The 14,281-nt window shown below is 69.2% G+C and carries 9 protein-coding genes and 1 pseudogene; 7 read left to right on the forward strand and 3 right to left on the reverse strand.

Going from position 1 to position 14,281, the window contains the following annotated elements:
• Positions 1-60 precede the first annotated feature (60 nt).
• Complete coding sequence (locus ACFZAU_RS40130) at positions 61-1,233, reverse strand: sigma-70 family RNA polymerase sigma factor (RefSeq protein WP_500556322.1); 1,173 nt, start codon at positions 1,231-1,233, stop codon at positions 61-63.
• A gap of 572 nt (positions 1,234-1,805) precedes the next feature.
• Here ACFZAU_RS40130 and ACFZAU_RS40135 point away from each other — a divergent pair.
• From ACFZAU_RS40135 to ACFZAU_RS40145, 3 genes are read left to right on the forward strand one after another with little or no spacing between them, the layout of a single operon-like run.
• Positions 1,806-3,629: a DUF4357 domain-containing protein gene (locus ACFZAU_RS40135; protein WP_500556323.1), complete on the forward strand. Its 1,824-nt coding sequence runs from the start codon at positions 1,806-1,808 to the stop codon at positions 3,627-3,629.
• A gap of 2 nt (positions 3,630-3,631) precedes the next feature.
• A complete protein-coding gene (locus ACFZAU_RS40140; protein ID WP_500556331.1) occupies positions 3,632-4,867 on the forward strand; it encodes an McrC family protein in 1,236 nt (411 codons plus the stop codon).
• Between the two features lie 42 nt (positions 4,868-4,909).
• A complete protein-coding gene (locus tag ACFZAU_RS40145) occupies positions 4,910-7,045 on the forward strand; it encodes a UvrD-helicase domain-containing protein (protein WP_500556324.1) in 2,136 nt (711 codons plus the stop codon).
• 58 nt (positions 7,046-7,103) lie between these two features.
• On the opposite strand, the gene ACFZAU_RS40150 is transcribed toward ACFZAU_RS40145, so the two are convergent.
• Together ACFZAU_RS40150 and ACFZAU_RS40155 are read right to left on the reverse strand one after the other, a co-directional pair.
• Complete coding sequence (locus tag ACFZAU_RS40150; RefSeq protein WP_500556325.1) at positions 7,104-8,759, reverse strand: N-6 DNA methylase; 1,656 nt, start codon at positions 8,757-8,759, stop codon at positions 7,104-7,106.
• Positions 8,760-9,385: 626 nt separating this feature from the next.
• On the reverse strand, positions 9,386-11,575 hold the full coding sequence (locus ACFZAU_RS40155; protein WP_500556326.1) for an N-6 DNA methylase: 2,190 nt from the start codon (positions 11,573-11,575) through the stop codon (positions 9,386-9,388).
• Between the two features lie 247 nt (positions 11,576-11,822).
• Here ACFZAU_RS40155 and ACFZAU_RS40160 point away from each other — a divergent pair, with 247 nt between their 5' ends.
• The 4 genes and pseudogenes from ACFZAU_RS40160 to ACFZAU_RS40175 all read left to right on the forward strand — a co-directional run.
• Positions 11,823-12,398, forward strand: a complete 576-nt coding sequence (locus ACFZAU_RS40160; protein WP_500556327.1) for an Rv1352/Rv1906c domain-containing protein — start codon at positions 11,823-11,825, stop codon at positions 12,396-12,398.
• A 206-nt stretch (positions 12,399-12,604) separates the two neighbouring features.
• Positions 12,605-13,237, forward strand: a complete 633-nt coding sequence (locus ACFZAU_RS40165) for a hypothetical protein (RefSeq protein ID WP_500556328.1) — start codon at positions 12,605-12,607, stop codon at positions 13,235-13,237.
• 191 nt (positions 13,238-13,428) lie between these two features.
• Positions 13,429-13,971 (forward strand): ribonuclease HI, encoded by a 543-nt coding sequence (locus ACFZAU_RS40170; protein WP_500556329.1) that lies wholly within the window; start codon positions 13,429-13,431, stop codon positions 13,969-13,971.
• A 210-nt stretch (positions 13,972-14,181) separates the two neighbouring features.
• Positions 14,182-14,281, forward strand: a pseudogene (locus tag ACFZAU_RS40175) (IS982 family transposase); the annotation flags it as partial.

A 14,281-nucleotide genomic window follows, 5' to 3' on the forward strand; every position in this document is an offset into this window, starting at 1 on the left:
TTCGGGATCACAGGTGGGCATTGGCAGAGACGGCGGGGTTGGCCGGGAAGGTTGGAGGATTCAGCGATGCGCCGACATCAGCCCGTGGCGGACCAACTCATCTCGAAACTTCGGCTTGGCCTTCGATTCGAGCTGGCGGATGCGCTCTCGGGTGACGCCGAAGACGCCTCCGAGGTCCTCCAACGTGTCCGGATCGTCGCCGTCAAGGCCGGCGCGCCGGATGAGGATGTGCCGCTCACGCTCGGGCAGGTGCTCCAGCACGTGCCGCAGGCGGGCGTGAAACTCCTTGCGGAGAAGCACAAGGGGAGGTTCGGGGAGTCGGCTGGGCCCGATGATCAGGTCCCCAAGGGCGGCGTCCTCGCCGATGATCCGGTCCAGGGAGTCGGTGGGCCGGCTGATCCTGCGCACCTCTTCTACTTCGGCGAAGGTGAGGCCCGTGGCGTAAGCCACGTTGTCGACAGTCCTGGCGCGGCCTTCGCTCAGGAGCTTTCGCTCAGCCACGGCGACCTTGCTGACCCTTTCGTGCAGGTACACGGGCAGCCGGATCAGGGTGCCTTCGTCGGCGATGGCCCGGTTGATGTGCTGCTTGATCCAGTGCATCGCGTAGGTCGAGAACTTGAAGCCCTTGGTGGCGTCGAACCTGCGGACCGCGCGCATCAGTCCAAGGCATCCGTGCTGTACGAGGTCCTCGATGTCCAGTCCGCGTCCTTGGTAGCCCTGCGCGATCTTCCACACGAGCCGCTGGTTGTGCAGGACAAGGCACTCGTATGCGCGCCACCGCTCGCCGTCGCGAGGCAGCGCCGCGATCTCCTCTGCTGGGATATCGCGGCTGAGGCAGCCGGTGCCGTCGCGGAGGAGAATCGCGAGGCCGACTTCCTCGTCCGCGGTGAGCAGCACCTTGCCGACGTACCGGCGCCCTCGGTCCTCTTCCAGCACAGCCCGGGCCGCGCGGACGGCACCGGACAGTGTGACGTCCACGGCGGACAGTGCAGAGCGGGTGCGCTGGTTGCCGATCGACGGCTTCGAGGATGTGGGAGTGGATGCAGCCGCCGCAGGCCGGGCCTCATCGGTCGCCACCGCCGGGACGGTCGTGCGGGGCGGACGGGGGCGGGTGATCGGGAAGCCGGAGGTCAGCTCACGCACTTCGGCAGGACTGAGCCCGTGGAGCCGCGCAACACCGTCGTGGGCGAGCTTGCTGACGGTGCCGTCGGCGTCGGCGTAGCGGGCCAGCATCCGCCGGGCCTGGGCCAGGCGCCTGGCCGCGTCACTAGCGACAAGCTCGGGCTCAGGAGCGCGAGGCGGCGGGGTGGACTCTCTTTTCGGCGGCGCCGCAGCCTGCGCCCTGGATTCGACGGCGGGCGGGGGCTGGTGGCTCGTCTGTCCCCGACGTGAAGACTTCACATGAATGCCGACAGCGGCAAGTCCATTGCGGAGCCTTCGCTGCTGATCGTCAGTCGTGAGTCCGAGTCGGCGTGCCTCCTGGGCGAAGGCCCGTTGACTGACAACGCCGGCCCGAGACGCGCCGCTCTTCAGCCTCTCGATAACTGCCGGCAACTCTGCTTCGATCGTGCGCCGCTTGACCTCGACCATCATTTCCCCCACCGATAACACCCCACCCCAGCGACCAAGCCGCCAGTTCCGCCCGGAAGAGCCGGTCGGAGGTGTCGACACTCTAGGGGCAGCCTGTTTACATCGTCAACACATTGTCGAGCTTTACCTCTAAGGCATGCCGAGCCCCTTGACAGTGTCAACAGGTAAGGTGTGCAGTGTTCTACCAGGCCTCGCCCCACCTCGGAAGGTCACACATGCCGCAGCTCGACCGCCTTCCCGGCACACCCGAGTTCCGCATCGCGCTCCCCAAGGGCGGCGGTGAGGCGCGCGGATACCTGCTTGCGGGGTTCGGCGGCAATGGCACGCACAAGTTCCTCCTGCAGGAGGGGTCCTTTGTGGCCGCCGAGGCATGGCCGGGGCTCGGTGACCACGCGCGTCGGCTCCGTGATGAGCTGCGCGCGAACGGCGAGTTCATGGATGCCCCCGCCGACCCGGGCCAGCCGAAGGCGCCGCCACGCTGGGTGGCAACTCGAGACATTGCGTGCAACTCTTCCTCGGCCGCCGCCGCGCTGGTGTACGGCTACGACGCTTCCGGCCCCGAGTCGTGGAAAACCGTGGAGGGCTACCCGCTCGCCGACTATCTGTCCACCGGTTGGCGCGCCCCGCACAAGGCATGGCTGGTGCGCGGCTCCAATGTCTCAGGGCACAACCTGGTTCGGCAGTTGTGGCTGAAGGAGGGGTTCGTCTCACTCGCGGGCACGCATCTGCCGCTTCTTGAGGAGACCGATCCGACCAAGAGCGCGCTGCGCCGCTTCGTCGAGGAGGGATACGAGGGGGCGGCCTCGTACAACCAGAAGCAGGGTCTCGTCGACGAGCTGCACGCCTTCCTGACGCAGATGCGCGTCGGCGACACGGTGGCCACCATCGGTGATGGCCGGCTGCACGTCGGGCAGGTCACCGGGGAGGCTGTGCAGACCTCGTCGCCCGGCGGGCTGTCCAATCTGCGCAGGACCGTCGCCTGGTCGCCGCAGAGCCACGCGTACGAGGAGCTCCCGGAGGAAGTGCAGCAGAAGCTGTCCGTTCAGCATGATGTCGTCGACCTGACGGGCATCCTGGACGCGTTGGACGGACTCACCGGGCGTACGGAGCGTACCGACCCGACAGCAACCGACGGCGGCGCCTACCGTGCTGCCGAACGGCCGGTGCAGCGAGAACTGTCGCTGCCGGGCATCACCGCGGAACTCGCCGCCGACCTCCTCGTCCACGACCGCGCCTGGCTGGAGGAGGTCCGTGAACTTCTATTCGACGAGCGCCAGTTGGTGCTCTATGGGCCGCCGGGGACCGGCAAGACGTACCTGGCGATGAAGCTGGCCGAGTATTTCGGCGGTGGCCCGGAGCAGGTCAAGATCGTGCAGTTCCATCCTTCGTACGCCTACGAGGATTTCTTCGAGGGGTTCCGGCCCGTGGAGGACCCCGAGACGCGGGAGGTGGCGTTTCGACTGACGGCAGGCCCGCTGCGGGAGCTCGCCGATCTCGCCTCCCGCGAGGGTAACCGGCACGTTCCCCACTTCCTGATCATCGACGAGATCAACCGAGCCAACCTGGCCAAGGTCTTCGGCGAGCTGTACTTCCTCCTGGAGTACCGGACGAGATTTGTCCGCCTCACCTATTCCGGGGACGACTTCGCGCTGCCGCCGAATCTGTTCGTGATCGGCACGATGAACACCGCCGACCGGTCGATCGCCCTGGTCGACGCGGCGATGCGGCGCCGTTTCGCGTTCGTGGAGCTGTCTCCGCGCGTCGAGCCGACCGCCGGGCTACTCGCACGCTGGCTGCAGCGCGAGGGCAGGGACCTGGAGCCCGCCCGGCTCCTTGACGCCCTCAACGCCCGCGTTGACGACGCCGACTTCGCCATCGGCCCCTCGTACTTGATGAAGCCGGGCGCGTTCCGTGACGGCGGACTCGAACGGATCTGGCGCACGAAGATCCTGCCGCTGCTCGAGGAGCACCACTACGGCGAGGGCTTGGACATCGCTGCCCGCTACGGCCTCGACTCGCTGCGCGGGCAGCGCCTGTGACCGTGCTTGAGGTGACCCTGCGCGAACACGGGCCCGCCGTCTCCGTCCCGCTGGGCGCCGATGCCGGGCGGGCCCTTGCCGCCTCCGGCATCCTGCAGAGCGCGACCCCGGATCCCGGCCGGGACGGACACTGGCTGCTGCGGGCGGGCAGCCGGGTCGGCGCCGTGCGCACGCCCAGCGGCCCGGTCGTACGGATCACGCCCAAGACCCCCGTGAGCCGGCTGTTCTTCCTCCTCGGGTTCAGCCTCAATCCGGCACGCGCCTGGCGCGACAGCCAGGAGGGCACCGTCGACACCGGAGCGTACGACGATGTCGTTCCCGCACTCGCGCACGCCGTGGAGCGGCAGATCGACGCGGCGCTGCGGCAGGGCGTCCTTCAGGGCTACCGGGAAGTGGAGGAGTCCGCGCTGGTCGTGCGCGGGCGGCTGCGCGAGGCCGAGCAGATCCGGCGGCACTTCGGCCGTACGCCGCCGGTGGAGATTGCCTACGACGCATACACCGCCGACACCGCAGAGAACCGCATCCTGCGCGCCGCCGCCGAGCGGTTGCTGCGGCTGCCAGGCGTTCCCGGGCCTGTCCGGCGGCTCCTGGCCCATCAGCGCGTACGTCTGGCCGACGCGCTGCCACTGGTGCGGGGGCAGGAACTGCCGCGTTGGCAGCCGTCGCGCCTGAACTCCCGCTACCAGCCCGCGCTGCGGCTCGCCGAGGCCGTCTTGCGCGGCGCCTCACCGGAACACCGGCCGGCCGGGTCGGACCCGCTCGCCATGGACGGGTTCCTGCTCGACATGAACCAGCTGTTCGAGGACTTCGTGACGGTCGCCCTGCGTGAGGCACTCCAGGAGCACGGCTTGGCCGCGCGATTGCAGGCCCCCCACCACCTCGACACCGCGGGTCTGGTGCGGATACGTCCCGATCTCGTGGTCCGCACCGGTGACGGCCGCACTCCGCTCGCCGTCGTCGACGCCAAGTACAAGGTCAAGAAGGCCGACGGACTCCTCAACGCCGACCTGTACCAGGCGCTGGCGTACGCCACTGTGCTCGGCTTGCGCGAGGCGCACCTGGTGTATGCGGCTGGACGGCAGCCCGAACGCTTCCATGAGGTGCGCGGAACGACGACCGGACAAGACGGGCGGGGAGTGCGGCTGTACCAGCACAGCCTCGACCTTTCCCGCGAACCCGGACAACTCCTGTCGGCGCTGCGGGAGATCTCTGGACGGCTGGTCCAAGCCACCGCATGATCGACGATCACGAAACACCGTCAGGCAATAGGAAGGGACCTCATGCCCCGGCTCGCCTTCGCCCAGAGCTTCTGGGACGGCTACGACACCATGGAGAAGCCGGTCCGAGCCGGAGTACGCAAGGCCATGGCGAAATTCCAGGCCATGAGCGTCGCCGAACTCAACGCGGACAAGGGACTGCACCTGGAGTCCGTTGAGAACGCCCGCGACCCGCGGATGCGCACCGTTCGCATCACCGACTTCTGGCGCGGCGTCGTCCTCGCCCCCGACGACGGCAGCGACGTGTTCCTCCTGGTCAATGTCCTGCCGCACGACGACGCCTATACCTGGGCGGCGAAGCGTCTGTACAGCGCGAACTCCGCGACCCGGGCCCTGGAGGTACGCAACGCCGTCGCCCTGGACGAGCTGACACCGCTGTACGAGACGGCCGCACGCACGGCTCCTCGGTTGCTGTTCGCGGACGTCTCCGACGGCGCGCTGCGCGAGCTCGGCATCGACGACCAAGTGCTGCGCGCCGCACGTTCACTGGTGGACAAGGCCCAGCTGGACGCGTTCGCCACGCTCCTGCCGGAGGATCAGCTCGAGGTGCTGCAGTACCTTGCCGAGGATTTCAGCCCGGAAGACGTCTACCAGGACGTCGTGGCCGTCCGTCGGCCTGCCGACGCGCCCGCCGAGCCTGTCGAAGACCTGGCCACGGTGATCGCCAACACTCCCGCACGCATCCGCCTGGTCACCGGGCCGCAGGAACTGCAGGAGGTTCTGGAGAAGCCGTTCGAGGCCTGGCGGGTCTTCCTGCACCCCTCCCAGCGGCGTGTCGCCTACCGCGCCTCGTACGGGGGTCCCGTCCAGGTCACGGGCGGCCCTGGGACGGGCAAGACGGTGGCCGGCCTGCACCGGGTCAAGCACCTGCTCGGCCGTTCCGAGGACGGCCGTATCCTGCTCACCACCTACACCAACGCGCTCGCCGCCGGACTGCGCGAGATGCTCGGTCTGCTTCTGGACGAGGACGAGACGCTACTGGCGCGGGTCGACGTGACGACGGTCGACGCCTATGCCAACGGCGTCGTGCGCGCGAAGTCGGCGGCCGCGCCCAAACCGATCGGGGACCGGGAACAGCGGCAGTTGTGGGAGAAGACCGTCAAGCAGCTCGATCTGCCGTTCACCGCCCAGTTCCTGGCCCAGGAGTACCGGCACGTCGTGCTCGGCCAGAACCTCCGTGATCTCGACGCCTACCTCAGCGCGAGCCGCCGCGGCCGCGGCACCGGCCTCGGCCCCACGCGCCGCCGAGAGGTGTGGAACGGTAAAGAGCGGTTCGAACAGTTGCTGCGCGACCGTGGCGAGACCACACACCTGCGGGTCTGCGCCCGCGCGGCGGACCTCCTCTCCGATCAGCCGGGTCCCTACGCCCATGTCGTTGTGGACGAAGCGCAGGACCTGCATCCCGCGCAGTGGCGGGTGCTGCGCGCCGCCGTTTCCCCTGGCCCCGATGACCTGTTCATTACCGGCGATCCGCACCAGCGGATCTACGACTCCCGCGTGTCGCTCGGCTCGTTGGGCATCACCACGGCCGGCCGTGGATTCCGGTTGCGGGTCAACTACCGATCCACCGAGGAGATCCTCGCCTGGTCGGCGCGGCTCCTCGCGCCCGTCACCGTCGATGCGTTGGAGGGCGATGGAACGGACTCGCTGGCCGGGTACCTGTCCCTGCTCCATGGACGCCGTCCCCAGGTGCAAGGGTACGTGACCCGACAGGAGGAGAGCGAGGCTCTGGTCGACCGGGTGCGGGCCTTGCTCGCAGAGGGTCTCGCACCGCATGAGATCGGCGTATGTGCGCGCTTCAACCTCTCCCTGGATTCGGCCGAGGAGAAACTCAAGGCCGCCGGCATCCCCGCCCTACGGGTCAGGGGGCAGGTCGCGCAGGGAGCTGAGGGAGTTCGGTTGGCAACGATGCACTCGATGAAGGGGCTGGAGTTCCGGGCGGTGTCGGTCCTGGGTGTCAGCGAGGGCACCGTCCCGTTCGCCCGTGAGATCACCCCACGCGAGGTGGACCCGCTGCAGCACGAAGCCGACCTGCTCCGGGAACGGTGTCTGCTCTTCGTCGCCTGCACTCGCGCGCGCGAAGCGCTGAGTGTGACGTGGAGCGGAGCTTCAAGCCCGTTTTTGCCGCACGCTGCCTGACTGGCCGCCCGGCGCAAGACCGGTGCGGGGCACCCACCCAGGGTGTCCCGCACAGTGCTCACTCCTCCGGGGCCAGGGCCCCCGTGGCAAGGCCCTCACGGGCGACTTCGGCAAGCTGCCGGCTCAGCTCGTCGACCTTGCACATTCCTTCCTCGAATGCAGACAGGGCCCTGAAAACAAAGCCGTATCGGCGCTGCTCGTCGATGCCCATGCGGGGAATACGTGACCCTCTGCTATCAGGACGGTAGGTTCCGCTGGAGCTTGTGGACCGGCGCGTATTGACCGAGCTGCGAAGGAATCCTTGCAGATAGTCCGTGTCGAGCTGCTCGCTGGCTGAGACCGGTTCCGGACCGTCGTAAGCGACGAGTCCGGCACGGGCGAGATCTGCAACGCTGGTGGTGGCGCTGTCCAGGGAACCCGGTCCGTCGCCTGGTGTCAGCTCGGGCAAGAGGGCGGCGAGCCGGCGGATCTGGTCCTCTAGTTCCTTGCGCAGGGCGGTGTACTCACCGGGATAGTCGCGGTGCCGGGAGCGGAGGTGACTACCGGGAGTCAGATCGACAGTGTCGTCGAGGAGTTCGATCAGCGGCACATCGGCGACCTGGTCGGGCCGTGGTTCCAGGTTCCCATCCGGGCTGTTGCCAGTCAGGTCGACCATGCGCACGGTGTGGTTCGCATCCGCACCCCCCGTGTTCTCGGGACGCCGCAAACACCAAAGGTGGACAGGCAGGGCATGAGAAGTCGCCGTCCCTGGTGGCAAGGCGACCACTTGCCGCACGATGCCCCGGCGCACGAGTTCTGATCGGATCCGGCGGCCTGCCTTGCGGTAGGCGACCGAGGCCGGCATAACCATGAGGACCTGGCCGCCGGGCTCGGTGTGCGCATAGGCATGCTGGAGCCACGCAAGCTCCCCTTCTGCCTTGGACGGGGTTCCGAGTTCCCAGCGGGAGTCGAGCAGCAGCACTTCTCGTCCCCACTCGGTCACGCCGGCTGGTGGGTCGCAGACGACCAGATCCGCCTTGAGGTCCGGCCACTCGTCTGCGCGCAGGGAATCACCTGCCACGATGCTCACACCCGATCGGCCCAGGAGGTCGGCGCGCAGCTGTGCGAAACGGGCACTGTCAGCATCCATTTCCTGGCCGAAGCAACGCATCTTCGCTTGGGAAGCCACCGCCAGGAGCAGCACCCCGATTCCGCAGGCCGGATCCAAGACTGCGGCGTCGGCCGGCAGCTCAGGAGCGAAATGGCACACGGCACGGACCACGCGCTCGGGAGTCACCTGGTCCGATCCGGCACGCCGAGCGGACTCCATGAAACGTTCCGTCAATCCCTTCACAAGGTCGACAGGAGCTTCAGTCCGGGCGAGCCCTTGTACACGGGTGGCGACGTCATCCGGCAGCGCCGGTTCGCCGTCTCCGACCAGCACCGCGGCCACCTCTGCCAGGCCCGTGACCATCTGTTCCCCATACGCGGCCCGCATGGCCTGCCACAACTCGACCTCGGGTGAGACCTCCTGCCCTTTGCGCTGTTTGTCCAACCATTCCTGGACCTCGGCAAGCGCGTAGAGCGGACTGTTCGCGGCACCTGCCGCCGGCGCGGGAAAGTCGTCGTAGCGCCGGCGCCAATTGGAGACGGCGGCCCGGGTGACTCCGGCCAGCCGAGCGATCTCGGAACCGGTGACAAGAGGGCCGACCGATGGAGCGGCATTGTCCGTCATACTCCCAGCGTACACGGACCCCTACCCTCCACTTGAGGAAGGAGTGCGTTGGCGATATACACGCACTATTTGCATCGTGTACTTGACTGGTCCTGAACCGGTCAATGTGCAGAGTGTCCCGTACCTCAGGCCAGCCCTGAGCCGCTCAGACTCCTATCCTGGGCTCGCGCAGCCGGGGCCATGCAGGCTGGCGCACCTGCCTCGCTCACCCACGAGCGAGATCCTTGATGGCCCGCGCAATGCCCGGCAGGTGCACGGGGTTCGCGCCGCGCTTCACCCGCAGGTTAACCATGACCTTGACGGTCTCGCCGGGCATGAAACGCTCTTCTGCGACCTCGTTCGACTGCTCTCAGAAGCGACAGATCAGCCTTTCGAAGATGTAGCCACGTTGTGACCGGGCACACCCGGGACACAGGGCGACGTCGACGAACTTGCAGATGACCCGGTCGAGAGGGCTGGGCGCCGACCCTTCCCACCCACTACCTACGGAGCCAACCGCCAGCACGAACCTACGAATCACCAAAGTGCAGTCACGACCCGAAGTCTTGATCAATCCCGGACCCGTTCATCCAGCCCGGTCGCCACCGACGGGATGAATGAGATGTTCTGTCCGGACTCGCCAATACTCACATTGACCTGGCGCCTTGAATATTCGGTTCTACCGGTGTTCCCGGCGGTAGGAGTGCGCCGATCGTGAGACCGGTGGCCAGTGAGGCCGCTGACTCGGCGGCAAGGTCGGCCGTTCGGCGGGTCGCCGTGCGCAGTTCGTTCACACGGCGGAACGCCTCCCCATACCGTCGCTGCTCTTCCAGAGGCAGGAGCGGAACGCGCAAGCGCCCCGGCGTGACGTGGACCTGAGTACTGCCGGTGGACGCCGAGGCGATGTTGTCCTCAGCGCCCAGGAACCCGGCCAGGAACCATGGGTCGAGCCGGGCCGGGTCGGGGCGCAGGAGGTGGACGTTGGGCCCGAGCAGGGCCCCGGCGTCCTGGTCGTCCGCGACCCGGCTCATCGGCGCGCCCTCGCCGCCCGCCAGTGCGCGCAGGAGGACGTCCCCGGCGGCGACAGTCTGGGTGGCGTCCGCGAGGGCATCACCGGCGCCGCCGGACGGCGGGTCTCCCCCGGCGATGTCGCGGGCGGTGAGGACAAGCGTCTCGACGTCCTCGGCCTTGGCGCCCCGTGTGCCGGGCGCCGCTGCCCGCTGCACCGTCAGGGCCCCGCCGCGTGCCAGGTCGGCGACGGTCGCCGTGCGCCACTCACGGGACGACTCCCCGGACGGTTGCCAGTCCCCCAGCGCGGAGGCTGCCCGCAGGGCCGCAACCGCGTCGCCCAGTCGGTCCCGCAGTTCGGTGACGCGGAGGGCCAGCGCGGCCGGGTCGATGTCAGCCGCTGTGGCCCGCACATGGCGAGCCGGGGTGATGTCCGTGACGTCGTCGAGGAGGTCGACGACGGGAACCGCGCGGGCCACACCCGACTCGCTGGCGTAAGTACTGGCGTCGGCGAGGAACGCGGCCCACTGGGTGAGCACCCGGTCGGTCAGGCCCGCCCAGTCGACCGCGGCGGACGACGCGGCCGCGGAGGACCCTGAGGAGCGGCCGAGGCGCGAGCCGCCGCGCGTCCCGGAGCCGGCCGTGGCCGTGCTGGTCGCCCCGAGGTTGGCGGCGTCCCGCTGCTCGCCCTCGCCGTCGACGAACAGCACGGACGCACGGTCCGCGCCACCCGGCTCGGGACGCTGGAGGATCCAGATCTGCAGGCCGATGTGCAACGGGTAAGCAGCCCCTGCCGGAAGGGAGACGACGGCGCGCAGGGCCCCGCTGCGGATGAGTTCCTGGCGGATGCGGCGACCTGAGGAGCGGAAGGCGAGCGCTGGCGGCAGGAGCATGACCGCATGACCGCCGGCCTCCAAGTGCGCCAGGGCGTGCTGGACCCAGGCCAGTTCGGATTCGAAGCGGGGCGGCACCCCGTAGGCCCATCTCGGGTCGTACGCCAGCTCGTCGTGGCCCCAGTCACGGTCACCGAAGGGCGGGTTGGACAGGACGCCATCAACGGTGACGTTCGGGAAGGCGTCGTCGCGCAGACTGTCGCCGACGCGGATCGCCGTCTCGGCCTCGGGAGCGGCGAGCAGGAGGCGGATCGCGCTGCGCTGCGCCTGGACGGCAAGCGTGTCCTGCCCCAAGAGATCGCGGGCGCCGTGGCGAGCGGCGGCGGCGAGGAGGGTTCCGCTGCCGCATGCCGGGTCGAGGACACGCGCCGTGCCGGCCGGCAGGAGCCGGGCCATGAGTGACGCCAAGCCCTCTGGGGTCTGGTAGACGCCACTGGCGGCGCCCTCGTCCAGCTCTCGTTCGGCGAGGACATCGAGGGCGGCCTGCGCTCCGCCGTCACGGACGCACCCCAGCAGCGCGCGGAGCGCGGCCACGTCGTCGGGCCCGTAGCCGGCCTGCTCGGTTCCTGGTACTGCGGCGGGGTGCTCCGCCGCGGCCTTCTCCGCACGCGCGACCAGCTGGTCGTCGGCCGCAGAGGCGAGCTCGGTCAACTGCGCGGGCCCGAGGCGGGACGCGGCTGCCACCAGAGGGAACAGCCGTACCGCCGCGCCCACGCCGGGCCCGCGCAGACGCAGTGCCGTGCGCAACTCCTCCGCCGGCGAAGCCGCGGAGGAGTGCCCGCGCCCCCGGAGCCATGCCTGGACGGCCGTCAGGTCGTAGAGCGGGCTGCTCTCCGTGCCTCCACTGGGGACGGGGAAGTCGTCGTGGCGGCGGCGCCAGTTGCTGACGGTGGCGCGCGTGACTCCCGCGATGCGGGAGATCTCGGCAGCTGTCACATGCGCCGCGTCGGGGCGCTGGGCTGATGGCTGTTGGGGCATGGCGTGGGGTCCTGCACCTCTCTGGCCAGTCGGAATGAACAGTAAACACCCTACAGCGGACGTCAAATCCGTCAAGTCGTTTGACAGTGCTTTCACTCTGCTGCTTATCTGGTCTCGCTTTCACCTGGAAGCAGCGGCAACGCCGTGGCTCCTACCGTTCCCGGCTGCACACCGCAGCACACCACCACCCACCGGAGGACCTCAGATGAGCACCCCGACCCCGCAGTCCCCGTTCGGTCAGCCCACCCAGCCCACGTGGGGACAGGTCCCGCCGGTCACGCCCCCCGCCACCAAGCCCTCCCGCCGCAAGGCGTGGTTCACTCACGGCGCGGTCGCGGTCGTCGCCCTGGGGCTGGGCGCCGGCATCGGCGGCGGAGGCGGCTCCGGCCCTGTGGCGGAATCCAGGCGGCCCGCACCGGCCGTCACCGTCACCAAGACAGCCGAGGCCGCCGAGGCCGCCGCGCCGAAACCGGCCGTGACGGTCACCGCGAAGGCCCCCGCGAAGCCGAAGCCGACCAAGAAGCCTGGACCGCCGAGCACCGTCGACGGGGACGGCCAGTACCTGGTGGGCGAGGACATCAAGGCCGGCACCTACAAGACCGCCGGGCCTCAGGACGACGACTTCGGCCTCGGCTGCTACTGGGCCCGGCTCAAGAACGCCTCCGGCGAGTTCGACGCGATCATCGCCAACGACAACATCACCGGCCAGGCGCGCGTGACGGTCCACAAGGGCGAGTACTTCGAGACCAAGGGCTGCAACAAGTGGGAGAAGGTCGGCTGACGCCCAGACGCCCCGACTTCGCCGAACCCACAGCGCGGCACCCGAGGCATCCACGGCGGCTCCGCCCTCCCCGGGCGCATCTGCCCGGGCTCGCAACTCCCCGTCAATCCAGCGCCGTAGAGCCGTGGGCGCCGATCGCTCACGTACGCCCCGTACGTCCACGGCTCAGGACCGCTCCAGTCCGCCTCACGAGAGGAACCACCGCGATGTCCGCCCCCGAGTTCGAGCAGCCCGCCCACGTCCCCGCCTCGGAGCCGTTTTCCGATCCTGCCGCACCGGCGGCCCCGTTCCCGGACACTATCCAGGTCCCGTCCATGCCCTCGTCTCCGCCGCTGAGCGGTTCCCGTTGGGCCCGGCTGTCGCGGGGCACGGTCCTGGCCCTCGGGGTCGGCGTGGGAGCTGCGGCGGTCGGTGCTTGCTGGCTCACCACGTCCCTTCTCGGCGATCACGAGGTCAAAGAAAGTGGCGCCAGTCCCACCAGCACGGCCACCGCTGCGGAGACGCCGGCGCAGGGACCGTTCTCGACGGACGGCACCCTCACCCTCACCGAGTCCGGCGCGGGACTCACGACGGGCGAGCCGTGCTCCGGCACGGGCGGCTACTCCGACATCGACTTCGGCACCCAGGTCAACGTCACCGACGCGGACGGAACCCTGGTCGCCACCGGCTCCCTGGACCTGGGCGAGAAGACCGATGAAGGGTGTGCGTTCACGTTCACGGTTGACGACATCGCCCCGGGCTCGAAGTTCTACACCGTCGAGGTGTCCCACCGCGGTGGCCTCACCCAGACCGAGGCCGCCCTGCGGGCGGGCGGCCTGGCGTTCACGCTCGGAGACTGACACCCCGAATGCACAAGGTCCCGGCCACTATGCCTGCACCCCTCGCTGCCGACGGCAGGCGACATCGCGTCGCCGCCCAACCCGATACGAACAGGAGGAACCTCATGGGCCACCGCTCGCCGCTCGCCCACGCGCCCCGGCCGAAGACCCGTGCGCGGCGCGGGATCTGCGTGAACGAAACGGTCAAGGCAGTGTCTGGGCCGATCGTCCTCGCCACGGACGCGTCCGTCGGGGCGGACCGCGTCGCCTCCGGATACCTCGCCACGACCGGCCACACCGGTCTGCGCGCCCACCTCTACCCGACCTACGTCGCCCGGCCCCGCGCCCGCGTCGTCGTCACCGAACTGCGGGCCGTTCATTGGGGCCTGAAGGCCGTACTCGCCGCACATTCCGGCCGACCCGTCGAGGTGCGCGTCGACAGCATCGAGGCGCTGAAGTACCTGCACGCCTGGCAGCGCGGCGGCAGCAAAATGCCGGACGGCTACAGCACCAACCTCCGCTCCCAGGGCCGGGCCCCCACCCTCGTACGGCTCCAGATGGTCGCTGAGTTCACACCGCACCTGACGTTCGTGCACGAGAAGGCACACGTCGGCAACCCGCTCAACGAAGCCGCGGACTCCCTGGCCAAGCTCGGGCTGCGCTGTGTGCGCGGCCAGGTCGCAGGCTCCGAGCTGCCCCGACTCGTCCCGCTGTGGGCGACCGGCGCCCTCGCCGAGTACCGCCGCGCCGCCTGACCGCACGTCGGCTCGTCCGGTCGCACCGACCGCCGCAGTCAATGAACTGGCGGGCGAGGGTCGGTGAGTTGGGCAAGGTACTGCCGCCCTGGCAGCCCGTCAGGGCTTTGGATCCCTGATCCAAGCCGGCGGTCGGCGTCGGTCGAGGTCTAGACGAGTAGTTCCGAAGTTCGGCCACCGGGAAAGGGCGAGGGTGTCCAAGATCCGTTTGTGATGACAGACCTGAACACCCTCTTGACCGCACTGTACGTGAAGATCGACGACGGGTTCGGAGGAACTCGCCGCACGGGCCGACCGCCCCGGCTGAGCG

Source organism: Streptomyces sp. NPDC008238 (genome assembly GCF_042956445.1).
Taxonomy (GTDB): domain Bacteria; phylum Actinomycetota; class Actinomycetes; order Streptomycetales; family Streptomycetaceae; genus Actinacidiphila.